Raw genomic sequence first — 24,981 nt, 5'->3', positions numbered from 1 at the left:
CCACCGCTTGCAGCAATCTTGAGAAAGATGGTGGGCACGGCGCATTCGCGCCTTTGCCTACCCTACGGCCCTATAAATACGCTATGCCCCAAAACTCTTCGGCGAGCCCGCGACGGCGACGCCGCCGCCGGTCGTCACCTTCATGACCGCAAGGCCGCGCTCATTGGTGCCGTCGGCGCGGAAGCGGAACAGACCGTCGATGCCGGCAAAACCGGATGGGTTGGTGAGAACGTCCTGGGAGAAGCGCGTGGTGCCTTGGGTGCGCGCGAGCGCTGCGACGAGCGCCACTGCATCATAGGCGAGCGTCGCCGTGCGCACCGGCTCAGCGCCATATTTCGTGCGGTAGCGACCGGAGAAGGCGCGGAAACCCGCCGGGTCCGGCGCGGCGTAGAGACCGCCTTGCAGCGCCTGGCTCGCATAGACGCGCGGATTGTCCCACAGCCCGGTGCCGAGCAGCTGGATGTTACGCAGGTTCGCGCCCGCCGCGGTGAGCGCATCGGCCACCGCGACGACGGAATCGCCGTCATCGGCGATGAACAGCGCATCCGCACTGCCGAGCGCCTGCGCCACTGTGCGAGCCGGCGTAGCGCGATCGCCCCCGAATTTCTCGAACGCAACGACGCGTCCGCCCCGCCGCGGCACGGCCGCCTTGAAGGCCGCCTCCACCACATTGCCGTAAGCGTTCTCCGGTAGTAGCGCCGCGAAGGAGCGCTTCCCGATGCTGGCGGAATATTCGACGATGCGGTTGACGTCCGACTCGGGCAGGAAACTCAACAGGAAGACGCCGCGGCCAGCGATGCTGGCATCGGTCGAGAACGCCATCACCGGGATGCCGCGCGTGCGCGCGACCTGCGCAACCGCCGGCACCGACTGCGCGAACAGCGGCCCCAGGATGATCTCCGCGCCTTCGTCGACCGCCTGCTGCGCGCCGCCTTGCGCGCCTTGCGGCGTGCCGTTGTCGTCCTTGATCAGGAGCTGGACGTTCGGGTTCTGGAATTCGGCGAGCGCCATCTCGGCGGCGTTGCGCATCGACTGCGCGGCGAGCCCGGCATTGCCGGCGGCCGACAGCGGCAGGATCAGGCCGACCTTCACCCCGCCGGTGCCGGCGGTGGTAGCCTGCTGCGGCGGCCCGGCGGGCCCCGGCTGGGGGGCGGATGAGCTGAATGGATTGGAGAATTGGCTCAGACTCTGCTGCACGCCGGCGCACGCCGAGAGCAAGGGCGTGCCGAGCAAGAGCCCAAGCGCGCTGCGCCGGGTCGCCCCCGACGAAGGGGAAGCGGAGATGGGAGACTTGGGGTAACGCGGACCCGGCATGGCAGCTCTTCGTAGCGACCAGCCCATTCCAGGCCCGGTCAAGACTTCACCTCCGCAAGGGAGGACGCGGATTGCAGCATATTGTCGGCAAATAGTTAACCAAAACAAAAGGATAATAACCGCTTAACGCGGCCGCCCCTCCACAATGGCAAGCTGTCCGCCGATTTTGCCGGGCTGCACCAACGCGGGCTTTTCGCCGCGAATATGGCGCAAGCACGTCTCTCCCTTTAAGTATCCATTATGCGCGCAAAAGCCGCCCCGATAAATACGCCTGAAGGTGCGGCGGAACCCGCCGCGCACGGTTTTGCCGTTGGTGCCCATCACTTTTCAGCCAGCAAGGCGGCGCCGGGCCTCTACCTCGTCGCCACCCCCATCGGCAATCTCGGCGACATCACCTTGCGGGCGCTCGAGACGCTCGCCGGCGTCGACATCATTGCCTGCGAGGACACCCGGATCACGCGGCGGTTGACCGAGCGCTACGGCATCGCGGCGCAGCTCAAACCCTATCACGAGCACAATGCGGAGGCGGCGCGGCCAAAGATCCTGGCGGCGCTGGCGCAGGGCGGCTCGATCGCGCTGGTCTCCGATGCCGGTACGCCGCTGATTTCCGACCCCGGCTTCAAGCTGGTGCGCGAGGTCTCTGCCGCAGGTTACGCGGTGCATGCGCTGCCAGGTCCTTCGTCGGTGCTGGCGGCGCTGTCGGTTTCGGCACTGCCGACCGACCGCTTTTTCTTCGAAGGCTTTTTGCCGGCCAAATCAACCGCACGCCGCAAGCGCCTGACCGAGCTCGCCCGGATCGATGCGACCCTGGTGCTGTTCGACTCCGGCAATCGCGTGCAGGAGACGCTGGCCGATCTCGCCGAGGTCATGGGGAATCGCGAAGCCGCGATCTGCCGCGAGCTGACGAAGCTGCACGAGGAGATTTCGCGCGCGCAGCTCAGCGAGCTCGCGCGCCAGGCCGATACGCTGGAGACCCGCGGCGAATTCGTGCTGGTGATCGGCCCGCCGGCAGCCGATGCGCAAGAGATGACGCCGGATGCGCTCGACGATCTGCTGCGCGAACAGCTCGCGAACGGCAGCGTCAAGGACGCGGTCGCGCATGCGGTCGAGCTCTCGGGGAGGCCGCGACGCGAGGTCTATGCCCGCGCGCTCGAGCTCGCCAAGGATTTGCGGGGTGGCGATGGCGAAAACTGACGGCGCCGGGCCGGCGGAACCGAAGGCGCCCTCGCCCGAACGTGTCGCCGCGTTCCAGACCGGCATTTCTGCGGAAAGCCGCGCTGCGGCCTTCCTGATCGCCAAGGGCTATCGCATTCTGGCGCGACGCTTCCGCACGCCGCATGGCGAGATCGACATCGTGGCCCGCCGGCGCAATCTGATTGCCTTTGTCGAGGTCAAGGCCCGTGCCAGCCTCGATGGGGCCGCCTTCGCCGTGACACCGCGCCAGCAGCAGCGCATCATCGATGCCGCGCAGGGCTGGCTTGCGACGCATCCCGAGCATGCCGAATTTGAATTGCGATTCGACGCCATGCTGATTGCGCCGCGGTCTCTCCCACGCCATGTGATGGCGGCATTCGACGCCTCGACCTGAAAGGCAACCCATGAAACTGAACGTCGCCGTCCAGATGGATCCCATCGCCCGCATCAACATCCGCGGCGATTCCACTTTTGCTCTGCTTCTGGAGGCGCAGAAGCGCGGCCACGGGCTGTCCTACTATACGCCCGATAAGCTGTCGCAGCTCGGCGACGAGCTGGTCGCTCCGGTGCAGCTCCTCACCGTACGCGACGAGCCCGGCAATCACTTCACCCTCGGGGAGCCCAGGCGCGAGGCGCTGAACGGCTTTGACGTGGTGCTGCTGCGCCAGGATCCGCCGTTCGATCTCGCCTACATCACCTCGACGCATTTCCTGGAATGCATCCACCCCAAGACGCTCGTCGTCAACGACCCCGTGAGCGTGCGCAACGCGCCGGAAAAGCTGTTCGTGATGAACTTTCCGCAGCTGATGCCGCCGACGCTGATCTCGCGCGACCTCGACGAGATCAACGCCTTCCGCGAGCAGCACGGCGCCGTCGTCATGAAGCCCCTGCACGGCCATGGCGGCGCCGCGGTGTTTCGCGTGATGCCGCAGGACATGAATTTTGGCTCGCTCTACGACATGTTCTCGGTGACCTTCAGGGAGCCGTGGGTGATCCAGCAGTTCATCCCCGAGGTCAAGCACGGTGACAAGCGCATCATCCTGGTCAACGGCGAGTTCGCCGGCGCCGTCAACCGCGTCCCGGCTCCCGACGATCTCCGCTCCAACATGGTGCGCGGCGGCGCGGCGCAAGCAACCGACCTCACCCCGCGCGAACGCGAGATTTGTGAAACAGTCGGACCTGCGCTGCGCGAGCGCGGCCTCCTGTTCGTCGGCCTCGACGTGATCAACGACCGGCTCACCGAGATCAACGTCACCTCGCCCACCGGCATCCGCGCCATTGCACGGCTTGGCGGTCCGGACATCGCGGCGAAGATCTGGGACGTGATCGAGAAGAAGCGAAGCAAGTAGCATTGCCGGATGGAGCGAAGCGAAATCCGCGATTGCAGCGTGCTGGACGGCCCCGGATTGCGCCTGGTTTCATCCGAGCTACACATCTGTGGAGCATGGCGCACCCCAAGCGGGGCCATGCACTCGACTAAACCACCCGTTCACCATGACGCCTCGCGACACGCGCGCAAACGTCCGAGCTTTGCGTAAATCTACGTAGTTATCGCATTCCGAATAACGCCGCGTTCACCATGCGGCCAAGACTCGCTACGTGACCGGCGATCACATTCGGCCTCGCAACACCCCTTATACTTTTACTGCCTACTCATCGACGACGGGGGAACCCGCCACGTGCGGTTCGAGTGTCCCCGAAGAGTAGGGCGTATGAATACCGCACGCATTGTCGTTCTCGTCATCGCGCTCGGCGCCGGCGGCGTCGCCGCGTATCTTGCGAGCGGCTATGAGAACACGCCGGCACCGGCGACAACACCCGTGGCCGCGCAGCTGCCCACCGTCGAGGTTCTCGTCGCAAGAGCCGACATTGGCCTCGGCCAGACCGTCAAGCAGGAAGACCTGCAATGGCAGACCTGGCCGGCGTCCGCCGCGAGCGGCAGCTTCATCCGTCGTGAAGGCCGCCCCGACGCCGTAACCCAGATTGCCGGCTCGATCGCGCGCACACCGCTGATGCAGGGCGAGCCGATCCGCGAGCAGAAGCTGGTGAAGGCAGACGGCTCGGGCTTCATGGCCGCGATCCTGCCCACGGGCATGCGGGCGATCTCGACCGAAATCTCCGCCGAGACCGGCGCAGGCGGCTTCATCCTGCCGAACGATCGCGTCGACGTGCTTCTCACCCGGCGCGACAAGAACGCGGGCGCCAACAATAACGGCGGCGGCGGCGACGTCGTGTCCACCGAAACCATCCTGTCGAACATCCGCGTGCTGGCGATCGACCAGGCACCGAAGGAAAAGGACGGACAGAACAGCGTCGTCGGCAAGACGGTGACGCTCGAATTGAAGCCCGAGCAGGCCGAGACGCTGGCCCGCTCGCGGCAGACCGGCCAACTGACGCTGGCGCTGCGCAGCATCGTCGACGCCAAGGTTGCCGAGAAATCCGACGACGAACAGCCCGTGAAGCGCGGAGCCAGCGTGAACGTCGTTCGTTACGGCGTTTCAAGCACATCGTCACAGAAGTGATGGGGATACCCGGAATGAAGAGTGGGGGAAATCGGAACGCGATGCGCATTCGGGGGAATGGCGCGCGTTCTCTGGGGGTGGGGATCATGCTGCTGCTCGGCCTCGCCGCAGCACCGGCGACCGCGGCGGACGCGCCGGTCGGCGACCAGACCCCGGTGCAGGCACCCGATCTCGGCGTATCGCCGGTCGCAACGATCGCGCCGGCCAGGACACGCTTCCTCGCGCTCGGCGTCGGCAAGTCGGTGGTGATCGACCTGCCGCGCGAGGTGAAGGACGTGCTGGTCGCCGATCCCAAGATCGCCAACGCCGTGATCCGCTCCGCACAGCGCGCCTATATCATCGGCGGCGCGGTCGGGCAGACCAACGTCGTGTTCTTTTCGGCCGATGGCCAGCAGGTCGCATCCTACGACATCGCGGTGAAACGCGATCTCAACGGCGTGCGCGCCGCGCTCCGGCAGTCGATGCCTGGCGTCCAGATCGAAGGCGTCGGTGACGGCGTCATGCTGACCGGCTCGGTGTCGAGCCCGGTCGAGGCGCAGCAGGCCGGCGACGTCGCCGCCAAGCTGGTCGGAGGCGCCGACAAGGTCGTCAACAACATCGTCGTGCGCGGCCGCGACCAGGTGATGCTGAAGGTCGTCGTCGCCGAAATGCGCCGCGACATCATCAAGCAGATGGGCGTCGATCTCAGCGCCAGCCTGAACGCCGGCACGGCGGTCGTGAACTTCAACAATTCCAACCCTTTCACCGTGAGTGGCGGGCCGCTGGTCAGCAACAACGGGCTCGGGCTAGGCGCCCTTGCCAAGGGCAATGTCACGGTCGCCGCAACCATCCGCGCCATGGAAAGCGCAGGCGTCGTGAAGACGCTGGCCGAGCCGAACCTCACCGCGATCTCGGGTGAATCAGCGACCTTCATCGCAGGCGGCGAATTCCCGATCCCGGGGGGCTATGCCTGCGATCCCGTCACGCATGTCTGCACCACCCAGATCTCCTACAAGAAGTTCGGCATCTCGCTGAACTTCACGCCCGTGGTGCTGAGCGAGGGCCGCATCAGCCTGCGCGTGATGACCGAGGTCTCGGAGTTGTCGAACACCAACGCGATCACCGTCTCGCAGTCGATCTCCTCGACCGCGACGAGCTCCGTCACGATTCCCTCGATCCAAACCCGCCGCGCCGAGACCTCGCTCGAGATTCCGTCAGGCGGCTCGATGGCGATGGCCGGCCTGATCCAGCAGCAGACCAAGCAGGCGATCAACGGCCTGCCCGGCTTCGACCAGATCCCGATCCTCGGCCAGCTGTTCCGCAGCCAGGACTACGTGAACAACGAAACCGAGCTGATGGTGATCGTGACGCCCTATGTCGTGCGGGCGGTCGCGCAGAAGGAGCTGTCCCGGCCCAATGACGGATTTGCGCCGCCATCGGATGCGCAATCGGCGCTGCTCGGCCGCATGAACCGTCTCTACGGCATCGCGCGCCAGATCGATCCCGTCACCGGTTACCAGGGCGATTTCGGCTTCATCATCGACTGAGACGAACCAGGCTTCAACACGAGGGGGATGAAGCGATGACGAAACTACCGGTCGATAGCCGCAACAAGCTGCGCCTTGCGGTCGCGCTGATAGGGCTCACCGTCGCGCTCGGCGCGTGCAACACCACCGAGGAGGTCGTCACCCAGACGGTGCCGACCGACTATCGCCAGCGCCACCCGATCGCGGTGCAGGAGGCCAAGCGCTCGATCGTGATCTTCGTCGGCCAGGCCCGCGGCGGCCTGTCGGAAGCGCAGCGCGCCGACGTCATGGGCATCGCGCGGGACTGGGTGCACGAAGGCACCGGCGCCGTCGTGGTCGACGTGCCCATCGACACCAAGAACGCCCGCGCTGCGGCTGCGACCTCCCACGAAATCCGCTCGGTGCTGGCGGCCGGCGGCGTGCCGGCGCGCGGCATCGTGCAGCGCCCCTATCGCCCCGACGATCCCGGCCTGCTGCCCACCATCCGCCTGAGCTACTCGAAGATCGCCGCGGTCGCAGGTCCCTGCGGACTGTGGCCGGAGGATACCGGGCCGTCGATCTTCGACCCCGGCTACAACGAGAACAGGCCGTACTTCAACCTCGGCTGCGCGACGCAGCGCAATCTCGCGGCGATGATCGACAACCCCGCCGATCTCGAGCAGCCGCGCGCCGAAACGCCTGCCTATACATCGCGGCGCGCGATCGCGTTCGACCGGTACCGCAAGGGCATGCCGACCTCGACGACCTATCCCGACGCCGACAAGGCCAAACTCAGCGACACGGGCAAATGACCATGAGCGGCCAATACGAAGACGACGCCGACGATCCGCAGCACCCCGACGAACACATTGCACCGGTCCCGCGGGTCTCCGTGCAGGCGTTTTGCGAGACCGAGCAGACCTATGACGCGATCACCGCGGCTGGCCAGGACCGGCGGCTTACGAAGGCACATCTCACCGTCAAGGAGGGTGGCCTTGCGGCGGCGGTCGAGGCCTATGGCTCGATGCCGACGCCGAACGTGATCGTGATCGAATCCGACGGCACGCGCGACATCCTCGAAGGGCTCGACGATCTCGCCGGCGTCTGCGATCCCGGCACGCGCGTGGTCGTGATCGGCAGTCCCGGCGACGAAGCGCCCTATCGCGAGCTGGTGCGCCGCGGCGTCAACGACTACGTGATCGGGCCGGTCGAGACCATCGACGTGGTGCGCTCGATCTGCAGCCTGTTCTCGGCCTCGGAAGCCATCATCACCGGCCGCGTCATCGCGGTGGTCGGCGCCAAGGGCGGCGTCGGCGCATCAACGGTCGCGCACAATGTGGCCTGGACGATCGCGCGCGATCTGGCGCTCGATTCCGTCGTGATCGATCTCGACCTCGCCTTCGGGACCGCGAGCCTCGACTACAACCAGGATCCGGTGCAGGGCATCGCCAACGCGGTGCTGACGCAGGAGCGCCCGGACACCGCGCTGATGGAGCGTCTGCTCGCCAAATGCACCGAGCGTCTCAGCCTGCTGGCAGCACCAGCCACTCTCGACCGCGTCTATGATTTCGGCGCCGAAGCCTTCGACGCCGTGTTCGATACGCTGCGCATGACCACGCCCTGCATCGTGCTCGACGTGCCCCATCAATGGTCGGGCTGGACGCGCCGCGCGCTGATCAACGCCGACGACATCGTGATCGTGGCCGAGCCAGATCTCGCCAACTTGCGCAACACCAAGAACATGCTGAACGTGCTGAAGGCCGCGCGGCCCAACGATCGCCCGCCGCTCTACTGCCTCAACCAGGTCGGCATGCACAAGCGCGCGGAGATCGAGGTCAAGGCCTTCGCCAAGACCATGGAAAGCCAGCCGGTCGCGGTCATTCCCTTCGATTCAAAACTGTTCTCGACGGCTGCCAATAACGGCCAGATGATCGCGGAGGTCTCCAAGAGCCACCGCACCGCCGAGACGTTCCAGAACCTCGCCAACCGGCTTGCCGGGCGCGGCGAGGTCAAGAAGCCGAGGCAGTCGCTGCTGGCGCCGCTGCTGAAGAAGTTGAAGGGCAAGCCGAAGCGCGCATCCGCACCGCATCGCAAGGCGTCGTAAGCCGGCGCCGAAAGCAGGCGGCGCTATTTCTCCGCCCGCTGCTGCTTCCTGGTGAGGAGCTGCCGCAGCGCCGTGACCTTGGCCTGCGCCTCGTCCGGCGGCAGATCGGCCTTCACGATAGCCTCGGCCTCGGCCTGGCGGCCTTGTAGTCCCACCACGAGCGCGAGATTGGCCCGCACGCGCGCGTCCTGCGGCGCGCGCTCATGGGCACGGCGCAGCGTCTCCTCCGCCTTGGGCAGATTGTTCTGGAGCACGTAGGACAGACCGAGATTGGACAAAACCTGCGGCTCGTCCGGCACGATCTTCAGGGCGCTGCCGTAATATTGCTGCGCCTCCTCGTTGCGACCGAGCTGATCGAGCACCGCGCCTTGCGCCGACAGGATGTGCCAGTCGGGATCCTCCGGCGTATGCGCGCGGCTGAGCACGTCGAAGGCCTGCTGGAAATTGCCGTTGTCGGCGAGCGCACGGCCATAAGCCGCAAGCAGCGGCTTGTTGGCGGAGTGGGTGAGCACGGCCTGCTCGAGCACGGCGACGGCCTGCGAGCGCTGGCCGTTCTCGCGCAGCGCCTTGCCGTATTGCAAGGCAAGTTCGGGATCGCTTGGGGTCGCGCGGTAGCGCTCACGGAGCGCATCGAGATCGGGCTTGGCCTCGCGCGCTTTTTCCGAGTTGGTGCCGAGCGCGCCGGTGACGTCCTCGAGCCCGGTGGTCTGGCAGCCGCAGAGCCCCAGCGCGAGAAGCGCGGACAACAGCCATCGCGCCGGGGAAGAGACGAGGGACGAACGCTGGGACATACTCTGATCTACCGTCGGCGACTGATCGGAGATGCTTTCCCGATTAACGCTAAATTCCCGTTAAGGCGCAGCCCGGCGCCCTATTGTTTGCGCATGATCTCCGCGCAGTCGCGAGGGAAAACCGCTGCACACTTTTCCGGATCATGCGCTGGTTGTGTCACAAGACCCTCATGGTGAGGAGCGCGAAGCGCGTCTCCGGACGATGCTTCGCATCGCCGGGGGAACCATGAAGGCCCGGCTCTCGCCCGCTGCCATCCTTCGAGACGCCCGCCTTCAGCGGCTCCTCAGAGGCTGTGAATCTTTTTGACTGGTCGCAAGCGGTATAGCCGAAAGCTGGTGCTGTGTGATTCTCTTGCGGTGATGGATTCGCAGGAGGGATGATGGCCGCTGATGAATTGTTTGGGGATCTGCCGGAGCAGGCAAAGCCGCAAGCCGGTGCGGCGCCGCTCGCAGCGCCGCGACTTCGTGAGCCCCAACGCGATCAAATCGAGTTGCGAGCAGTGGATATCGAGAGCCTGATCGGGGAAGACCATCCGGTGCGCCTGATCTGGTCCTATGTCGAGGAACTCGACCTGAGTGAGCTGGAGAACCGGATCAAAGCGCGGGGCGATCGGCCTGGTCACCCCGCGACATCGCCGCGGCTTTTGCTGGCGCTGTGGCTCTATGCCACCAGCGAGGGCGTCGGCAGCGCGCGCGCGTTGGAGCGGCTTTGCGAGAGCCATGACGCCTATCGTTGGCTGTGTGGCGGGGTGTCGGTGAACCATCACACGCTGGCGGACTTCCGGGTCGGTTGCGCCGACCTGCTCGACCGGCTGCTTTGCGAGCATTTGGCGGTGCTGGCGAAGGTCGGCCTCGTCAATCTGGAAACGCTGGCGCAGGACGGTGTTCGGGTCCGGGCCAGCGCCGGGGCCGCTTCGTTCCGGCGGGAGGCGACGCTCGATCGGCACCTGGCCTTGGCTGAGGCGGTGGTGGAAGACCTCAAACGCGAGGTTGACGCTCGTTCGGATGCTAGCAATCAGCGCATGAAGGCCGCCAAGGAGCGCGCCGCGCGTGAGCGCAGAGTGCGCGTCAAAGCGGCGCAGACGGCGCTCGCCGAAATCAAGCAGCAGCGCAAGGAGCGCGAAGAAAAGCGCGGCAACGGCAAGAAGCCGAAAGAGCCGCGGGCCTCCACGACGGACGCCGACGCACGGGTCATGAAGATGGCCGACGGCGGCTTCCGCCCCGCCTACAACGTGCAGGTGACGAGTGCCGCCGGCCAGCCGATCGTCGTTGACATCAAGGTCTGCAACACCGGGTCCGACCGCGGCCTGATGCGGCCCATGCTGGAGCGGCAGCGCGCGCGTCCTGGCGGGTTGCCCAAGGACCATCTCGTCGATGGCGGCTTTGGCAGTGCCGAGGACATCGAGTGGGCGCACGCCGAGGGCATCGATATCTTTTGCCCGCCCACTCAATCCAAGCACGGCACCGATCCCCATCTACCGCGACGCGGCGACGGCCCGGGGGTGTTGGCCTGGCGTGCGCGCATGGCGAGCGAAGAGGGCAAGGCCCGATACAAGCCCCGGTCGATTTGCGAGTGCATACATGCCCGCTGGCGCAACTGGGACCTGCGCCAATTGACCGTGCGCGGCTTCGAAAAGGTCCGCGCCGTCGTGCTCTGGTACGCCCTCGCCAACAACATCCTGCAAGGCAACCGCCTCGCTAGCGCATAGAGGAGCGTTCATCGACATCCCCCAACCTCGCCACAGCCGCCCAGCCCACGCGTTGCCACGACGAGGAACTGCCACATCCTTCGATGACCACGCAAAACGAGAAAGATTGGCAAGCTCTCAGGATGAGGGGAATCACAATAAGACTAGTCGATGAATTCGGCGCCGAATTCGCAGCCGATGCGCCAGCGGAGCTGGCACTGGCGGGAATAGTCCGGCGCGAAGATGATGGTGAATTGCGGCGGCACCTCCAGAAACTCCGCCACCACTTTCACGCCGCCATCGGAAATATCCGTGATCGTGCAGTCCCTCGGCAGCGACCCCGCGCCAAGATGAATCTTGGCAAGCCGACTGCACACCCGACGTTCGCTTCTCCGGCGATTTGCTAGCATTTCGATTATTCACTTGTTAGATCACGGCCCATCCCGCGCTCCTACACTTAGCGAACATTCGTTGGGATGTGCTGAGCGGATCGGCTCGCATTCGAGGCTTACTGTCCCCGTCCCGTTTACGCCTCGTTAGGAAATGCGCGGGGGCCGGGACATATGTTCCCGTATTGTTCTTGCCAGCCGATCGGCCGCCTGCTACCCTCGATTGTGTACGAAAGCAGGCTGGTTCGAGCATGGTTCAGCGGGTTTCTACTGTCGCCTTTGAGGGGATCGAGGCCCGCGCGGTCGACGTGCAGGTGCAGGTCGCGCCTGGCCTGCCGGCCTTTGCCATTGTCGGTCTTCCGGACAAGGCGGTCTCGGAGGCGCGCGAGCGGGTGCGCTCGGCGCTGATCGCCTCGGGCCTGGCGCTGCCGGCGCGGCGGATCATCGTCAATCTGGCGCCGGCCGATCTGCCCAAGGAAGGCAGCCATTACGACCTGCCGATCGCGCTCGGGCTGATGGCGGCGATCGGCGCCATCCCGCCGGATGCCCTCGCCGGCTTTACGGTGCTGGGCGAGCTCGGCCTCGACGGCTCGATCGCGCCGGTTGCCGGCGTGCTGCCGGCGGCGATCGGCGCCAATGCCCGCGAGGAAGGTTTGATTTGTCCGGCGGCCTGCGGCTCGGAAGCCGCCTGGGCGAGCCCGGATATCCAGATCATCGCCGCCAGCTCGCTGATCCAGATCGCCAACCACTTCAAGGGCACGCAGGTGCTGTCGCGGCCCTCGCCGAAGGTGCATGAGGCGGCCGCCTCCCCGCTCGATCTGCGCGACATCAAGGGCCAGGAGAGCGCCAAGCGCGCGTTGGAGATCGCGGCGGCAGGCGGACATCACCTGCTGATGATCGGCGCCCCAGGCGCCGGCAAATCGATGCTGGCCGCGCGCCTGCCCTCGATCCTGCCGCCGCTGTCGCCGGGCGAACTTTTGGAGGTCTCGATGATCGCCTCCGTCGCCGGCGAGATCGAAGGCGGCGCGCTGACCGCACGGCGGCCGTTCCGCTCGCCGCATCATTCCGCCAGCATGGCCGCGCTGACCGGAGGCGGCATGCGCGCAAAACCCGGCGAGATCTCGCTGGCACATCAGGGCGTGCTGTTTCTCGACGAGCTTCCTGAGTTCGATCCGCGCGTGCTGGATTCGCTGCGCCAGCCGCTGGAAAACGGCGAGGTCTCGGTGTCGCGCGCCAATCATCGCGTCACCTACCCTGCCCGCTTCATGCTGGTCGCGGCAATGAACCCGTGCCGCTGCGGCAACGCGTTCGAGCCCGGCTATGCCTGCAAGCGCGGCCGCATCGATCGCTGCACGGCGGACTACCAGGCGCGCATCTCGGGTCCGCTGATGGACCGCATCGATCTGCGCATCGAGGTGCCTGCGGTGACGGCTGCCGACCTGATCCTGCCGCCGTCGGCGGAAGGCTCGACCGAGGTCGCCGCACGCGTCGCCGCTGCCCGTGACATTCAGCTCGCGCGTTATCAGGCCGCAGGACTGCCAAACGTGCGCACCAATGCCGAGGCGCCGGCCGCGGTGCTCGAGGAAATTGCCAAACCCGATGCGCAGGGCCAGAAGCTGCTGCGCGATGCCGCCGAGACCATGCGACTGTCGGCGCGCGGCTATCATCGCGTGCTGAGGGTGGCGCGCACGCTGGCCGACCTCGACAACGCCGACAAAATCGGCCGGCTGCATCTCGCCGAGGCCCTCTCCTACCGCGCACTCGCGGAGGATGTGCGCCAGATGGCGTGACGCGCATGCGTATATCAACCCGGCAGTAACGAGTTTCCTTTACGCTCTGCAAACCATAAAGGCCCACGCGTTTCCACGAGCTCCTCCTGAGTTCACTTGGGGCCTCAGGCGAGTAGAGTGTCATGTTGCGTTTCAAGGTTCTGGCTTCGGTTGTTCCCTTGATGGCGGCGGCGGTGCTGGCGCGCGGCGGGCCCGGGACTCCATCGCACCCCTGCATCGTCGTCGGCGAAACCCCGGTCGAGCTCGCTTCCGTTCCCTGGTCTGCCGGCCTGCACGTCGCCTTCACCGACGATCCCGCCCACGCCACCGTCCGCGTCCAGATCACCGAGACGGCGGAAGCTGCGGATTTCGTCCTGGTCGACGACGGGCCGACCGCGGAGACGGACGCCTGCCAGGCCAGCGCGGCAACGCGCCTCGTCGCGATCTCCGCGCATCCGAGCAGCGCCGATCCGGTGATCTATCTCTTCAGCGCGGGGCCGGCCGACTACCACATCTATGTGCGGTCGAAGACGTTCTCCGCCCGCGATGCCGCCGCGCTGATCGTCGGCGCTGCCGGCGAACATCGCCATCTTCAGGCGGCCTCGCTCTGAGCCGTTAACGTCTCATCAACCCTGTTTCGAGCCGGCTGCAAAACCTCAAACTGTTCGCAAGGTCGAGCGACGCATCGTCACCGAGGGCGGGCAAAAGAATTCTAGGCAGAGTCAGGATCTTTGGCGATGGGTCGGTCGTTCCGGATCAAGGTGCACATGCGCCGCTTCAGGCGCCGCCATCCCAGGATCGCCTTCGCGATCCGCTCCTTCATGATCTTTTCGGCAACGTTCGGCGGCGCCTATGGCTTCATCGCCGGCAGCCGGGCCGAGAAGTCCGGCTACGATCCCAACGCCTTTGCCATCGGCGCGAGCTTCCTGTTCGCCCTCGCCTGCCTTGGACTCGCCACGCTCAGCATGCGGCTGCGCTTCGTCAACAAAAGGCTGCGCACGCTCGCAACGCATAACGAGGCGCTGGTCGATCGCAATTGGGAGCTCAAGGAGGCCGAAGAGCGCGCGCGCAGTCTCTTCGAATCGCAGGGTGATCTGATCGTGCTGCGCGATCACCAGGGACGCATCACCTTCGCCAACGACGCCTATTGCGAGCTTGCCGGGCAGGCCCGCAGTACGTTGGTCGGCACGCGCTTCAATTTCGACGTGCTGGAGCAGGGCGACGCCGCGCTCGAGAGCAACGGCACGCGCATCCACGACCAGAAGATCGCGACCCCTATCGGCGCCCGCTGGATCGCCTGGCGCGAGGGCTTTGTGCGGCTGGATGCCGGTCAGCCGGCCGAGCTCCAGAGCGTCGGCCGTGACGTCACCGATCGCACCGAGACCGAACGCGCGCTCACCGAGGCCCGCGACCAGGCGGACGCGGCCAACCGCGCCAAGTCGCGTTTTCTCGCAATGGCCAGCCACGAGATCCGCACCCCGCTCAACGGCATCATCGGCATGAGCAGCCTGTTGCTCGACACCACGCTGACGGCGGAGCAGACGACCTATGCGCGGGCCGTGAAAACCTCCGGCGAAGCGCTGACCGCGCTGATCGAGGAACTGCTCGACTATTCCAAGATCGAGGCGGGCAAGCTCGACCTCGAACAGCGTGCCTTCGCTTTGTCGACGCTGGTCGAGGAGATCACCGAGCTGCTCGCGCCGCGCGCGCAGGCAAAAAACCTCGAGATCGCGGCCTATGTCGACGAGCGCCTGCCGCTCGACATCGTCGGCGATGCCGCGCGGCTGCGCCAGGTGCTGCTCAATCTCGCCGGCAATGCCATCAAGTTCACCTCGCATGGCGGCGTCGCGCTGATCGTCGAGCCTGGTCTCTGGCCAAACGAGGTCAGCTTTTTGGTGCGCGACACCGGCATCGGGATCGCGGCCGAGGCGCAGTCGCGCATCTTCCGCGAATTCGAGCAGGCCGACGAGCGCGTCGCGCGCACCTATGGCGGCACCGGCCTTGGCCTTGCGATCAGCGAGCGCATCGTCAAACGCATGGGCGGCCGGATCACGCTGGAGAGCGAGCCGGGCAGGGGCTCGACCTTCGAGGTCTCCCTTCCGCTCACTCCAGTCGAGGCAAGCGCCCGACACACGACGTTCCCGAGCCCCGACCTCACCGCCAAATCGATCCTGCTGATCGCGGCCCAGGGCATCGAGGCGTCGCTGATCGCGCGGCGGCTGGAGCGCTGGGGCGGCCAGATCTGCACGGTCTCGGACGTGGACGTCGCGCTGGCGCTGCTGCCGGAGCGTTCCTGGCATGCCGTGCTGATCGATCGCGCGCTCGGTCCGGACATCGCGGCACGGCTTGGCGATGCGGCGCGTAGCCATGCCGTCCAGCGGCTGGTGCTGCTCACGCCGGCGACGCGGCACGAACTCTTCTCGCCGGCCTTCACGGGCTTTCTGGTGAAGCCGTTGCGCGCAGCCTCGCTCGCCGCACGTCTGTCACTGACCCCGGAGGTCGCCTCGCCCGAGCTCGCGCCGGAGCCGCCAGCCGAGGCATCCATCACGCCGTCTGCTGTGACAAAGGGTCTGTCGACCCTGGTCGCCGAGGACAACGAGATCAACGCACTGTTGATGCGATCGCTGCTGACGCGGCTTGGGCATCGCGTCGTGATCGCAACCCATGGCGAGGCGGCGCTGGAATCCTGGCTCGCGGCGAAATCGGCCGGCACGCCGTACGATCTCGTGCTGATGGACATCCAGATGCCGCAGCTCGACGGCATCGAAGCGGCCAAACGCATCCGCGCGCATGAGGCAGGCGAGGGCGGTCGCCACACGCCGATCCTGGCGCTGACCGCGAACACCCTGGTGGAGGATCGCTACGCCTGTTTCGAAGCAGGCATGGACGGATTTTTGATCAAGCCGCTCGACCGCGAGAAGCTGGAAGAGGCACTGGCGGGCCTCGCGGCGTCACGGCATCTGGCGCTGTAGCCACAATCGACACTGCCGTACGGTGGGTTAGATTAGACTAATCTTTGTCACTAACCCTCATGGCGAGGAGCGCGAAGCGCGTCTCGAACCATGAGGCCCCGCCTATGGCCCACATCCTTCGAGACGCTTGCTTCGCAAGCTCCTCAGGATGAGGAGTTAGAGCGTTTATGACGCAGTAAGGTTAGCCGAAGGCGTAACCCACCACTGACTATCTCCACGGAAGCAGAAGAGGTGGGTTACGCTTCGCTAACCCACCCTACCAAATGGTTACAACCTTCGCAGCGCCACACTTTCCACCACGTGGTCGGCGCCCTTCTTCAGGATCAGCGTCGCGCGGGGGCGGGTGGGCAGAATGTTGTCCTCGAGGTTGGCGAGGTTGGTGCGCTCCCAGATCGCGATCGCGGTGGCGGTGGCCTCGTCGTCCGAGAGCAGCGCGTAACGGTGGAAGTAGGACTTTGGATTGGTGAACGCGGTGTCGCGCAGCGCCAGGAAACGCTTGACGTACCATTGCCGCAGCGCCGCCACGTCGGCGTCGATATAGACCGAGAAATCGAAGAAGTCGGAGACGACAGGCACCGCCTTGCCGTCACGCGGCAGCTTGCCGGTCTGCAACACGTTGACACCCTCGACGATCAGGATGTCAGGCTGATCGACCTCGGCCCACTCATTGGGCACGATGTCGTAGGTCAGATGCGAATAGACCGGGGCGCGCACGGGGTGGCGGCCGGACTTGACGTCGGAGAGGAAGCCGAGCAGCAGCGGCAGGTCGTAGCTCTCCGGAAAACCCTTCTTCTGCATGATGCCCTGCCGCTCGAGCACGGCATTGGGATAGAGAAAACCGTCCGTCGTGATCAGATCGACTTTCGGTCGCGGCGACCAGCGCGCGAGCAGCGCCTGCAACACGCGGGCGGTGGTGGATTTGCCGACCGCGACCGAGCCGGCCACGCCGATGATGTAGGGCACCTTGCGATCGCGGATGTTGAGGAACTGGCGCTGTGCGTAATACAGGCGCTGCATGGCGTCGACGTAGATCGAGAGCAGGCGCGACAGCGGCAGGTAGATGTCCTCGACCTCCTGCAAGTCGAGGCGGTCATGCATGGAGCGGAGCCGGTCGAACTCGCCCGGCTCCAGCGTCATCGGCGTATCATCACGCAACCGCGCCCACTGCTCGCGCGTATAGAGGCGGTACGGATTGTACTGTTGCTCGGGTGCGCGGATATCCATGACGCCGCCTTTCCGTTCCGACTCTAGCTCTTTGGTTTGAGCATGACCTCCGCGCAAACGCGTACCGCGTTTGTCGGGAGGGAAAACCGCTTCGCAAATTGCGCTGACGCGGTCCTTCGGATCAGGATCATGCTCTACTCGCTCTTGCGCGACGCTTTCTCTTCCAACCCCGACATTGACGTCCGCTTCTCGAGCGCCGCCTCGACCTCTTCCAGCTTTACGCCACGCGCCTTGAGCAACACAAGGAAGTGGTAGAGCAGGTCGGCGCTTTCAGCGATCAGATGTGCGCGATCGTTTTCGACTGCTGCGATTACGGTTTCGACTGCTTCCTCGCCGAACTTTTTCGCGCAATGTTCCGCGCCCTTGTCCAGGAGCTTGCGCGTATAGGACACCTCGCCAGCAACCGCGGCGCGGGTATCGATGGTTGCGGCCAGATCATGGATCGTGAAACGCGACATACAAGATACTCAGAAACACGCCGGCTTTACCAACCGTCCAGACTTGCCCGTGTAGCACTTTTACGAACCGGAGTCGTCAGGCATCCAGCCGCATCGGCAGGCCGCGACGGGCCATGTGGTCCTTGGCCTCGCGGATGGTAAATTCCCCGAAGTGGAAGATCGACGCCGCCAGCACTGCGGTGGCGTGGCCGTCGCGGATGCCGTCGACGAGGTGATCGAGATTGCCGACGCCGCCCGAGGCGATCACGGGAACGAGAACGCTGTCCGCGATGGCCCGGGTCAGCGGGATGTCAAAGCCCTGCTTGGTGCCGTCGCGGTCCATCGAGGTGAGCAAAATTTCACCGGCACCCAGCGACACCACCTCCTGGGCATATTCGATGGCATCGATGCCGGTCGCATTGCGCCCGCCATGGGTAAAAATCTCCCAGCGGTCGGAGCCGCCGGGGCGCTTGACGCGCTTGGCGTCGATCGCGACCACCACGCACTGCTCGCCGAACTTTTCCGCGGCTTCCTTGACGAACTCGCGCCGCGACACCGCGGCACTGTTGATCGAGACCTTGTCGGCGCCCGAGCGCAGCAGCGTCTTGATATCATCGACCTTGCGCACACCGCCGCCGACGGTCACCGGCATGAAACAGGCCTCCGCCGTGCGCCGGACCACGTCCAGCATGATGCCGCGGTTCTCATGGGTCGCAGTGATGTCGAGAAAGCAGAGCTCATCGGCGCCGGCGGCGTCATAGGCGATCGCCGCCTCGACGGGATCGCCGGCATCGCGCAGGTCGACGAAATTGACCCCCTTGACGACCCGGCCGTCCTTGACGTCGAGGCAGGGGATTACGCGCACCTTGAACATTTGATTCTCCTAGGCAGCAGCGCGCGCGTTGCGGATCAGGGTGAGGGCGCTAGCCGGATCAAGCCGGCCGTCATAGAGAGCGCGGCCAGCGATCGCACCGGCGAGCTTTCTGGCGTGCGGCGTCAGCATGGCCTTGACGTCCTCGATCGAGGCGAGGCCGCCGGAGGCGATGACGGGGATCGAGATGCTATCTGCCAGTGCGATGGTCGCCTCGAGATTGAGGCCTTTCAGCAGGCCGTCGCGGGCGATATCGGTGAAGATGATGGCGGCGACGCCGGCATCCTCGAAGCGCTGCGCGATTTCCAGCACCGTCACCTGCGAGGTCTCGGCCCAGCCTTCGACAGCGACCTTGCCGTCGCGGGCATCAAGGCCGACGGCCACGCGGCCGGGGAATTTCTTCGCCGCGCTTTTCACCAGTTCCGGATCGCGCACGGCAGCCGTGCCGATGATGACGCGCGTGATGCCCTTGGCGAGCCAGGCTTCGACGGTCGCAAGATCGCGAATGCCGCCGCCGAGCTGCACCGGGATCTTGATCGTCTTCAGCATGGCCTCCACGGCATCCGCGTTCACCGGCTTGCCGGCGAAGGCGCCGTCAAGATCGACGACGTGGAGATATTCGAATCCCTGCGCGGCGAAACTTCGCGCCTGCGCCGCAGGATCGAGGTTGAATACGGTGGCGCGCGCCATGTCGCCTTGCTCCAGGCGCACGCATTGGCCGTTCTTCAGATCGATGGCGGGGAAGAGGATCACGGCTTCCATCTCAAAAAGTTCGAGATCAGGGCGAGGCCAAAGCGCTGGCTCTTCTCGGGGTGAAACTGGGTGCCGATGGCGGTGTCCTTGGCCACGATGGCCGTGACGGGCCCGCCATAGTCGGCGCGCGCGAGCACGTCCGCCTCAAAGGCGGCATTGAGGTGATAGGAATGCACGAAATAGGCGTGCTGGCCCTTCGGGCCGAGCGGCAGCTTGTCCATCACCGGGTGCTCGCGCACGACGTCGAGCGTGTTCCAGCCCATGTGCGGGATCTTCAGGTTTTCGTCGCGCGGCGTGATCTTCTCGACGTCGCCGGCGATCCAGTTCAGGCCTTCGGTGATGACGTGCTCCTTGCCGCGCGTGGCAAAGAGCTGCATGCCGACGCAGATTCCGAACATCGGTCGCGCCTTCACGCGCACCGCTTCGGTGATCGCCTCGACCATGCCGTTGACGGCATCAAGCCCACGCCGGCAGTCGGCGAAGGCGCCGACACCGGGCAGCACGAGGCGATCGGCGCTGTAGGCCTGATCCGGATCGCTCGTCACGAAGACCTTTTGCCCATCCTCCATGCTGCGCGCGGCGCGCTCGAAGGCCTTTGCGGCGGAATGCAGATTGCCGGAACCGTAATCGATGATGGCAACGCTCATCGTGATGACCCTCCCGGTTCTGGAAACAATCCAATGATGCCACCGGACGGAAGCGGCGGCGGGTTTGAGAACGGCTGACCCGGGACGGAGCGGGTCGGCGGTGGGCCGCCGCGGTCGACGGCCCATTGATCATTGACGAGGCCGCGCTGCTTCTGGCTCCAGCGCTCGAAGAAGCGGCGCTCGGCGGTGTCCTGGTCGTCGGCGATGACCACGTCGAGCTGACGCCAATTGCCGCGCGACAGCGTCCAGCGGCGCAGGCTCGACGCCTCGAGGCCCATCAAGAGGGCCACGACGATATCGGCAAAGAAGATCGAGGAGCGGCCGACGCCAAGGCTCGACAGCCCGGCCTGGAACGCGGCGAAGAAGATCGCCCAGCCGAGCAACGCCAGCCACAGCCGGTGCCACAACAGCCAGAACGGGCCGAAGATCGCCGCCCAGAAATGAAAGCCGTCGCGCACAAAGACGAACCTGTCCGTCGCGCGTAGGTCCGCGCCGCTAGGGCCTGGAGCATGAACTGTGTAGGCAGGCATGTTGGATGCCCCGTTCTCAAGAAGATATTTGATACCGTCAGCGGCGCCCATCGCCGCGAGACGGAGATGTCAGCCGCCGAGCGAGCCCTTGGTGGAGGGCACTTCGCCCGCCGCCTTTAGGTCGATCGCCACGGCGGCGCGCAGTGCCCGCGCCAGACCCTTGAAGCAGGATTCGGCGATATGGTGGCTGTTCTCGCCATATAGGGTCTCGACGTGGAGAGTCACGCCGGCGTTCATGGCGAAGGCGTTGAACCACTCGCGCACGAGCTCGGTGTCGAACTCGCCGATCTTGTCGCGGGGGAAGTCGGCCTTGAACACCAGGACCGGACGGCCCGAGATGTCGATGACGACGCGCGACAGCGTCTCGTCCATGGGCATATGGACGCTCGCATAGCGGGTAATGCCCGCCATGTTGCCGAGCGCCTGCCTGACGGCCTGGCCGAGCGCGATGCCGGTGTCTTCGGTCGTATGGTGATAATCAATGTGCAGGTCGCCCACTGCCTTGACCGTGAGGTCGATGCGGGAATGGCGGGCGAGGAGATCGAGCATATGGTCGAAAAAGCCGATACCGGTCGTGATATCAGACACGCCGGACCCATCGAGGTTCACGGATACCTCGATATCGGTCTCTTTGGTCTTGCGCTTGATCGTCGCGGTGCGCATTGAAAGTTGGCTTTCGCTTCTATTTGAGTATTTGAGCAAGACCTCCGCGCAAACGCGTTCCGCGTTTGTCGCGAGGGAAAACCGGTGCCCACTTGTCCGGATTGTGCTCCCTTGGGGCCGAAAACGGCGGTCTTTTAACAGCCAAATGACGCCTTCGCTACTGCGGGATGCTCCCGGCAGGGCTCTACTTCGGCCTATGGTGAGCGAATTTAGGGCCGGAGCGGCCCGTTGTGCCCCGGGACCGGACCGCCTAAATCAGGCCGGACAACGAGGTACTTCATGCAGGATTCCCAGAACAGCCCGCCGGTCTGGCACGGCACGACGATCGTAACCGTCCGCAAGGGCGGCCGGGTGGTGGTCGGCGGCGACGGCCAGGTCTCGATCGGCCAGACCGTGATCAAGTCCAACGCTAAAAAGGTCCGCAGGCTCGGCAAGGGCGACGTGATCGGCGGCTTCGCCGGCGCGACCGCGGACGCCTTCACCCTGTTCGAGCGGCTGGAGAGCAAGCTCGAGCAATATCCGGGGCAGCTGACCCGGGCCGCGGTCGAGCTCGCCAAGGATTGGCGCACCGACCGCTATTTGCGGCGGCTGGAGGCCATGATGATCGTGGCCGACAAGGAGGTCTCCCTGGTCCTGACCGGCACCGGCGACGTGCTTGAGCCCGAAGCCGGCGTGATGGCGATCGGCTCCGGCGGCAACTACGCGCTCGCCGCGGCCCGCGCCCTGCTCGACACCGACAAGGACGCCGAGACCATCGTCCGCCGCTCGCTCGACATCGCCGCCGACATCTGCGTCTACACCAACCGCAACGTGACGATCGAAAGCCTGTCGAGCGGCTAGGTCATGGGTTTGACGGACAAGCCCGTCCGCATGCCGGCTGCAACCTCTCCCACTTGCGGGAGAGGTCGCGCCGAAGGCGCGGGTGAGGGCTCTCTCCACATCAGGATTATCGGTTGCGGAAGCACCCTCTCCCCAACCCTCTCCCGCAAGCGGGAGAGGGAGCGCAGTCCCGCCGTTGCTACTATTAGATGACTAGCATTTACAACTTCCGCCCGATGACAGCGGCCGACCTGCCGCTGATCCGGCGGTGGCTGGCCGAGCCGCATGTGCTGAAGTGGTGGGGCGATCCGGAGGAGCAGTTCACGCTCGTGAGCGGCGACCTCATTGAGCCTGCGATGGACCAGTTCATCGTGTTGGCCGAGGGCCAGCCGTTCGGCTATCTTCAGTGCTACAGCCTGACTGCCTGGAATGCGGGCTTTGGACCGCAGCCGGAGGGTACACGTGGCATCGACCTCTTCATCGGTGAAGCCGGCATGATCGCTCGCGGGCACGGCTCGTCGTTCATCCGGCAGTTCGTGGATGAGCGCTTTCGGCAAGGGCTGCCGCGCATGGTGACCGATCCCAATCCGCTCAACATTCGCGCCGTGCGCGCCTATGAAAAGGCGGGTTTTGAGAGAGTTGGCATGGTGGAGACACCCGACGGGCCATCGCTGCTGATGATGCGCAATCCATGACGCCCGCGCCAACCCGCACCATCAAGACGGCGTTTCCGCCGATCACCTGGATCGGTCTCGCGCTGTTGCTGCTGGCGCTGCAGGCTTCGATCCTGTTTGCGATGGGGCGGGTACCGATCTGCACCTGCGGCTATGTCAAATTCTGGCACGGCGTGGTCAACAGCTCGGAGAATTCCCAGCACATCGCCGACTGGTACAGCTTCTCCCACATTCTCCATGGCTTCCTGTTCTACGGATTGACGTGGCTGCTGTTCGCGCGCCTGCCGTTCTTCCAACTGTCCTGGCCGGCGCGGCTGATCATCGCCATGCTGATCGAAGGCACCTGGGAGATCGTGGAGAACTCGCCCTTCATCATCGAGCGCTATCGCGCCGGCACGATCTCGCTGGATTACTACGGCGACAGCATTGTCAACTCGGTCTCCGACACGCTGTTGATGGTGCTCGGCTTCCTCGCGGCGCGGATTCTGCCGGTCAAGGCCATCGTCCTGATCGGGCTCGTTTTCGAGATCATGATGGCGCTCCACATTCGCGACAATCTGACGCTCAATATTCTGATGCTGATCCATCCGATCGAGGCCGTGAAACATTGGCAATCCGGTCCGCCGATTATCTGACCCCTGCAAAATGCGGCTTGTCCCGGCCGGTTTCTGATCCTAGCTAAGGTCCCATGACAGACTTCTCCCCCCGTGAAATCGTTTCCGAACTCGACCGTTTCATCGTTGGCCAGTCCGAGGCCAAGCGCGCCGTCTCGATCGCGCTCCGGAACCGCTGGCGGCGCCAGCAGCTCACCGGCTCGCTTCGCGAGGAGGTGCTGCCGAAGAACATCCTGATGATCGGGCCGACCGGCGTCGGCAAGACCGAGATCGCGCGGCGGCTGGCCAAGCTCGCCAACGCGCCGTTCCTTAAAGTTGAGGCGACCAAATTCACCGAGGTCGGCTATGTCGGCCGCGACGTCGAACAGATCGTGCGCGATCTCGTCGAGGTCGCCATCTTCCAGGTGCGCGAGCGCAAGCGCAAGGACGTGCAGGCGCGCGCCCAGCTCGCCGCCGAAGAGCGCGTGCTGGATGCCCTGGTCGGCGCCAATGCCAGCTCCGCGACGCGGGAATCGTTCCGCCGGAAGCTGCGCGCCGGCGAGCTCAACGACAAGGAAATCGAGATCGAGACACAGTCCTCCGGCGGCGGCCTTCCGATGTTCGAGATCCCGGGCATGCCCGGCTCGCAGATGGGCGCGATCTCGATCGGCGACATCTTCGGCAAGTTAGGGGGCCGCACCAAGACGCGGCGGCTGACCGTCGAGGGCTCGCACGAGATCCTCGTCAACGAGGAATCCGACAAGCTCCTGGACAACGACCAGCTCACGCTGGAGGCGATCGGCGCGGTCGAGAACAACGGCATCGTGTTCCTGGACGAGATCGACAAGATCTGCGCGCGCGACGGCCGCGTCGGCGGCGACGTCTCGCGCGAGGGCGTGCAGCGCGACCTCTTGCCGCTGATCGAGGGGACCACCGTCTCGACCAAGCACGGCGCGGTGAAGACCGACCACATCCTGTTCATTGCGTCCGGCGCTTTCCACGTCGCAAAGCCCTCGGACCTGCTGCCGGAATTGCAGGGCCGCCTGCCGATCCGCGTCGAATTGCAGGCGCTGACCCGCGATGACCTGCGGCGCATCCTCACCGAGCCCGAGGCCTCGCTGATCAAGCAATATGTCGCGTTGATGCAGACCGAAGGCGTGACGCTCGACATCACCGACGGCGCCATCGACGCGCTCGCCGACATCGCGGTCGCCGTCAATTCGACGGTCGAGAACATCGGCGCGCGGCGGTTGCAAACGGTGATGGAGCGGGTGCTGGACGAGATCTCCTTCACCGCGCCGGACCGCAACGGCGAGACCATCCGGGTCGACGCCGACTTCGTGCAGAAGCACGTCGGCGACCTCGCCAAGAATGCCGATCTGAGCCGGTTTATTTTGTAATTCGCCGGAGGTCGGCTATCTATCCCGCCGTCGTCATGGCGAAAGCCAGGACCTCCGCGCGAGCGCTCGTGCTCGTTGCGACTACCCCTGACGGCAATCGTCGACAAGATAGCGGCCCCGGCTTTGGCTCAAACGAATATTAG

At 65.3% G+C, this 24,981-nt stretch carries 25 protein-coding genes; 15 read left to right on the top strand and 10 right to left on the bottom strand.

Annotation, left to right across the window (positions count from 1 at the left end; translation table 11 throughout):
• Positions 1–81: 81 nt before the first annotated feature.
• The gene (locus QA640_RS00925) at positions 82–1,314 is read right to left on the bottom strand and encodes a penicillin-binding protein activator (RefSeq protein WP_283038928.1); all 1,233 of its coding nucleotides are present in this window, start codon (positions 1,312–1,314) and stop codon (positions 82–84) included.
• Between the two features lie 240 nt (positions 1,315–1,554).
• On the opposite strand from QA640_RS00925, the gene rsmI reads away from it, so the two are divergent.
• The 7 genes from rsmI (at position 1,555) to QA640_RS00890 (ending at position 8,618) form a co-directional block, all read left to right on the top strand.
• Positions 1,555–2,508 carry a 16S rRNA (cytidine(1402)-2'-O)-methyltransferase gene (gene rsmI, locus QA640_RS00920; RefSeq protein WP_283038927.1) on the top strand — a complete coding sequence of 318 codons (954 nt, stop codon included), beginning with the start codon at positions 1,555–1,557 and terminating at the stop codon, positions 2,506–2,508.
• Positions 2,495–2,902 carry a YraN family protein gene (locus QA640_RS00915; RefSeq protein WP_283038926.1) on the top strand — a complete coding sequence of 136 codons (408 nt, stop codon included), beginning with the start codon at positions 2,495–2,497 and terminating at the stop codon, positions 2,900–2,902. The genes rsmI and QA640_RS00915 overlap by 14 nt, the downstream gene beginning before the upstream one ends.
• A gap of 10 nt (positions 2,903–2,912) precedes the next feature.
• On the top strand, positions 2,913–3,857 hold the full coding sequence (gshB, locus tag QA640_RS00910; RefSeq protein ID WP_283038925.1) for a glutathione synthase: 945 nt from the start codon (positions 2,913–2,915) through the stop codon (positions 3,855–3,857).
• A gap of 363 nt (positions 3,858–4,220) precedes the next feature.
• Positions 4,221–5,030: a Flp pilus assembly protein CpaB gene (gene cpaB, locus QA640_RS00905; protein WP_283038924.1), complete on the top strand. Its 810-nt coding sequence runs from the start codon at positions 4,221–4,223 to the stop codon at positions 5,028–5,030.
• A gap of 14 nt (positions 5,031–5,044) precedes the next feature.
• Entirely contained in the window at positions 5,045–6,556 is a 1,512-nt protein-coding gene (locus QA640_RS00900) for a type II and III secretion system protein family protein (RefSeq protein ID WP_283038923.1), read from the top strand.
• Between the two features lie 35 nt (positions 6,557–6,591).
• Positions 6,592–7,326, top strand: a complete 735-nt coding sequence (locus QA640_RS00895) for a CpaD family pilus assembly protein (RefSeq protein ID WP_283038922.1) — start codon at positions 6,592–6,594, stop codon at positions 7,324–7,326.
• A 2-nt stretch (positions 7,327–7,328) separates the two neighbouring features.
• Positions 7,329–8,618: an AAA family ATPase gene (locus QA640_RS00890; RefSeq protein ID WP_283038921.1), complete on the top strand. Its 1,290-nt coding sequence runs from the start codon at positions 7,329–7,331 to the stop codon at positions 8,616–8,618.
• 23 nt (positions 8,619–8,641) lie between these two features.
• On the opposite strand, the gene QA640_RS00885 is transcribed toward QA640_RS00890, so the two are convergent.
• Positions 8,642–9,409 carry a tetratricopeptide repeat protein gene (locus QA640_RS00885; RefSeq protein WP_283038920.1) on the bottom strand — a complete coding sequence of 256 codons (768 nt, stop codon included), beginning with the start codon at positions 9,407–9,409 and terminating at the stop codon, positions 8,642–8,644.
• A gap of 377 nt (positions 9,410–9,786) precedes the next feature.
• Between QA640_RS00885 and QA640_RS00880 the strand changes: the two genes are divergently transcribed.
• A complete protein-coding gene (locus tag QA640_RS00880; RefSeq protein ID WP_283038919.1) occupies positions 9,787–11,118 on the top strand; it encodes an IS1182 family transposase in 1,332 nt (443 codons plus the stop codon).
• A 143-nt stretch (positions 11,119–11,261) separates the two neighbouring features.
• Here the strand turns inward: QA640_RS00880 and QA640_RS00875 are convergent, their stop codons facing one another.
• Entirely contained in the window at positions 11,262–11,507 is a 246-nt protein-coding gene (locus QA640_RS00875; RefSeq protein WP_283038918.1) for a PilZ domain-containing protein, read from the bottom strand.
• Positions 11,508–11,737: 230 nt separating this feature from the next.
• On the opposite strand from QA640_RS00875, the gene QA640_RS00870 reads away from it, so the two are divergent.
• The 3 genes from QA640_RS00870 (at position 11,738) to QA640_RS00860 (ending at position 16,227) form a co-directional block, all read left to right on the top strand.
• Entirely contained in the window at positions 11,738–13,276 is a 1,539-nt protein-coding gene (locus QA640_RS00870) for a YifB family Mg chelatase-like AAA ATPase (protein ID WP_283038917.1), read from the top strand.
• Positions 13,277–13,398: 122 nt separating this feature from the next.
• Complete coding sequence (locus tag QA640_RS00865; RefSeq protein WP_283038916.1) at positions 13,399–13,866, top strand: hypothetical protein; 468 nt, start codon at positions 13,399–13,401, stop codon at positions 13,864–13,866.
• A gap of 126 nt (positions 13,867–13,992) precedes the next feature.
• On the top strand, positions 13,993–16,227 hold the full coding sequence (locus QA640_RS00860; protein ID WP_283038915.1) for an ATP-binding protein: 2,235 nt from the start codon (positions 13,993–13,995) through the stop codon (positions 16,225–16,227).
• A 267-nt stretch (positions 16,228–16,494) separates the two neighbouring features.
• Here the strand turns inward: QA640_RS00860 and coaA are convergent, their stop codons facing one another.
• The 7 genes from coaA to hisB all read right to left on the bottom strand — a co-directional run bounded on the left by coaA (position 16,495) and on the right by hisB (position 21,352).
• Positions 16,495–17,451 (bottom strand): type I pantothenate kinase, encoded by a 957-nt coding sequence (gene coaA, locus QA640_RS00855; protein ID WP_283038914.1) that lies wholly within the window; start codon positions 17,449–17,451, stop codon positions 16,495–16,497.
• Between the two features lie 134 nt (positions 17,452–17,585).
• Entirely contained in the window at positions 17,586–17,909 is a 324-nt protein-coding gene (locus QA640_RS00850) for a phosphoribosyl-ATP diphosphatase (RefSeq protein WP_283038913.1), read from the bottom strand.
• Positions 17,910–17,985: 76 nt separating this feature from the next.
• Complete coding sequence (gene hisF, locus QA640_RS00845; RefSeq protein WP_283038912.1) at positions 17,986–18,762, bottom strand: imidazole glycerol phosphate synthase subunit HisF; 777 nt, start codon at positions 18,760–18,762, stop codon at positions 17,986–17,988.
• 9 nt (positions 18,763–18,771) lie between these two features.
• Positions 18,772–19,512, bottom strand: a complete 741-nt coding sequence (gene hisA, locus QA640_RS00840; RefSeq protein WP_283043080.1) for a 1-(5-phosphoribosyl)-5-[(5-phosphoribosylamino)methylideneamino]imidazole-4-carboxamide isomerase — start codon at positions 19,510–19,512, stop codon at positions 18,772–18,774.
• On the bottom strand, positions 19,509–20,159 hold the full coding sequence (hisH, locus tag QA640_RS00835) for an imidazole glycerol phosphate synthase subunit HisH (RefSeq protein ID WP_283038911.1): 651 nt from the start codon (positions 20,157–20,159) through the stop codon (positions 19,509–19,511). The genes hisA and hisH overlap by 4 nt, the downstream gene beginning before the upstream one ends.
• Complete coding sequence (locus tag QA640_RS00830; RefSeq protein WP_283038910.1) at positions 20,156–20,689, bottom strand: DUF2628 domain-containing protein; 534 nt, start codon at positions 20,687–20,689, stop codon at positions 20,156–20,158. The genes hisH and QA640_RS00830 overlap by 4 nt, the downstream gene beginning before the upstream one ends.
• Positions 20,690–20,758: 69 nt before the next feature.
• Positions 20,759–21,352: an imidazoleglycerol-phosphate dehydratase HisB gene (gene hisB, locus QA640_RS00825; protein WP_283038909.1), complete on the bottom strand. Its 594-nt coding sequence runs from the start codon at positions 21,350–21,352 to the stop codon at positions 20,759–20,761.
• A 279-nt stretch (positions 21,353–21,631) separates the two neighbouring features.
• Between hisB and hslV the strand changes: the two genes are divergently transcribed.
• From hslV to hslU, 4 genes are all read left to right on the top strand, one after another.
• Positions 21,632–22,192, top strand: a complete 561-nt coding sequence (hslV, locus tag QA640_RS00820) for an ATP-dependent protease subunit HslV (protein ID WP_283038908.1) — start codon at positions 21,632–21,634, stop codon at positions 22,190–22,192.
• Between the two features lie 188 nt (positions 22,193–22,380).
• A complete protein-coding gene (locus QA640_RS00815) occupies positions 22,381–22,866 on the top strand; it encodes a GNAT family N-acetyltransferase (RefSeq protein ID WP_283038907.1) in 486 nt (161 codons plus the stop codon).
• The gene (locus tag QA640_RS00810; RefSeq protein ID WP_283038906.1) at positions 22,863–23,480 is read left to right on the top strand and encodes a DUF2585 domain-containing protein; all 618 of its coding nucleotides are present in this window, start codon (positions 22,863–22,865) and stop codon (positions 23,478–23,480) included. The genes QA640_RS00815 and QA640_RS00810 overlap by 4 nt, the downstream gene beginning before the upstream one ends.
• A gap of 53 nt (positions 23,481–23,533) precedes the next feature.
• Entirely contained in the window at positions 23,534–24,838 is a 1,305-nt protein-coding gene (gene hslU, locus QA640_RS00805; RefSeq protein WP_283038905.1) for an ATP-dependent protease ATPase subunit HslU, read from the top strand.
• Positions 24,839–24,981: the final 143 nt, after the last annotated feature.

The sequence above is a fragment of the Bradyrhizobium sp. CB82 genome (assembly GCF_029714405.1).
In the GTDB taxonomy this organism is placed as follows: Bacteria; Pseudomonadota; Alphaproteobacteria; order Rhizobiales; family Xanthobacteraceae; genus Bradyrhizobium.
The sequence above is the reverse complement of the archived record's forward strand: the minus strand, read 5'-3'. Positions and strand labels throughout refer to the sequence as shown.

Excerpts from the sequence above, each read along its gene's own strand:
- QA640_RS00925 (WP_283038928.1), bottom strand. The coding sequence starts at position 1,314 with ATGCCGGGTCCGCGTTACCCCAAGTCTCCCATCTCCGCTTCCCCTTCG.
- rsmI (WP_283038927.1), top strand. The coding sequence starts at position 1,555 with ATGCGCGCAAAAGCCGCCCCGATAAATACGCCTGAAGGTGCGGCGGAA.
- QA640_RS00915 (WP_283038926.1), top strand. The coding sequence starts at position 2,495 with ATGGCGAAAACTGACGGCGCCGGGCCGGCGGAACCGAAGGCGCCCTCG.
- gshB (WP_283038925.1), top strand. The coding sequence starts at position 2,913 with ATGAAACTGAACGTCGCCGTCCAGATGGATCCCATCGCCCGCATCAAC.
- cpaB (WP_283038924.1), top strand. The coding sequence starts at position 4,221 with ATGAATACCGCACGCATTGTCGTTCTCGTCATCGCGCTCGGCGCCGGC.
- QA640_RS00900 (WP_283038923.1), top strand. The coding sequence starts at position 5,045 with ATGAAGAGTGGGGGAAATCGGAACGCGATGCGCATTCGGGGGAATGGC.
- QA640_RS00895 (WP_283038922.1), top strand. The coding sequence starts at position 6,592 with ATGACGAAACTACCGGTCGATAGCCGCAACAAGCTGCGCCTTGCGGTC.
- QA640_RS00890 (WP_283038921.1), top strand. The coding sequence starts at position 7,329 with ATGAGCGGCCAATACGAAGACGACGCCGACGATCCGCAGCACCCCGAC.
- QA640_RS00885 (WP_283038920.1), bottom strand. The coding sequence starts at position 9,409 with ATGTCCCAGCGTTCGTCCCTCGTCTCTTCCCCGGCGCGATGGCTGTTG.
- QA640_RS00880 (WP_283038919.1), top strand. The coding sequence starts at position 9,787 with ATGATGGCCGCTGATGAATTGTTTGGGGATCTGCCGGAGCAGGCAAAG.
- QA640_RS00875 (WP_283038918.1), bottom strand. The coding sequence starts at position 11,507 with ATGCTAGCAAATCGCCGGAGAAGCGAACGTCGGGTGTGCAGTCGGCTT.
- QA640_RS00870 (WP_283038917.1), top strand. The coding sequence starts at position 11,738 with ATGGTTCAGCGGGTTTCTACTGTCGCCTTTGAGGGGATCGAGGCCCGC.
- QA640_RS00865 (WP_283038916.1), top strand. The coding sequence starts at position 13,399 with ATGTTGCGTTTCAAGGTTCTGGCTTCGGTTGTTCCCTTGATGGCGGCG.
- QA640_RS00860 (WP_283038915.1), top strand. The coding sequence starts at position 13,993 with ATGGGTCGGTCGTTCCGGATCAAGGTGCACATGCGCCGCTTCAGGCGC.
- coaA (WP_283038914.1), bottom strand. The coding sequence starts at position 17,451 with ATGGATATCCGCGCACCCGAGCAACAGTACAATCCGTACCGCCTCTAT.
- QA640_RS00850 (WP_283038913.1), bottom strand. The coding sequence starts at position 17,909 with ATGTCGCGTTTCACGATCCATGATCTGGCCGCAACCATCGATACCCGC.
- hisF (WP_283038912.1), bottom strand. The coding sequence starts at position 18,762 with ATGTTCAAGGTGCGCGTAATCCCCTGCCTCGACGTCAAGGACGGCCGG.
- hisH (WP_283038911.1), bottom strand. The coding sequence starts at position 20,159 with ATGAGCGTTGCCATCATCGATTACGGTTCCGGCAATCTGCATTCCGCC.
- QA640_RS00830 (WP_283038910.1), bottom strand. The coding sequence starts at position 20,689 with ATGCCTGCCTACACAGTTCATGCTCCAGGCCCTAGCGGCGCGGACCTA.
- hisB (WP_283038909.1), bottom strand. The coding sequence starts at position 21,352 with ATGCGCACCGCGACGATCAAGCGCAAGACCAAAGAGACCGATATCGAG.
- hslV (WP_283038908.1), top strand. The coding sequence starts at position 21,632 with ATGCAGGATTCCCAGAACAGCCCGCCGGTCTGGCACGGCACGACGATC.
- QA640_RS00815 (WP_283038907.1), top strand. The coding sequence starts at position 22,381 with ATGACTAGCATTTACAACTTCCGCCCGATGACAGCGGCCGACCTGCCG.
- QA640_RS00810 (WP_283038906.1), top strand. The coding sequence starts at position 22,863 with ATGACGCCCGCGCCAACCCGCACCATCAAGACGGCGTTTCCGCCGATC.
- hslU (WP_283038905.1), top strand. The coding sequence starts at position 23,534 with ATGACAGACTTCTCCCCCCGTGAAATCGTTTCCGAACTCGACCGTTTC.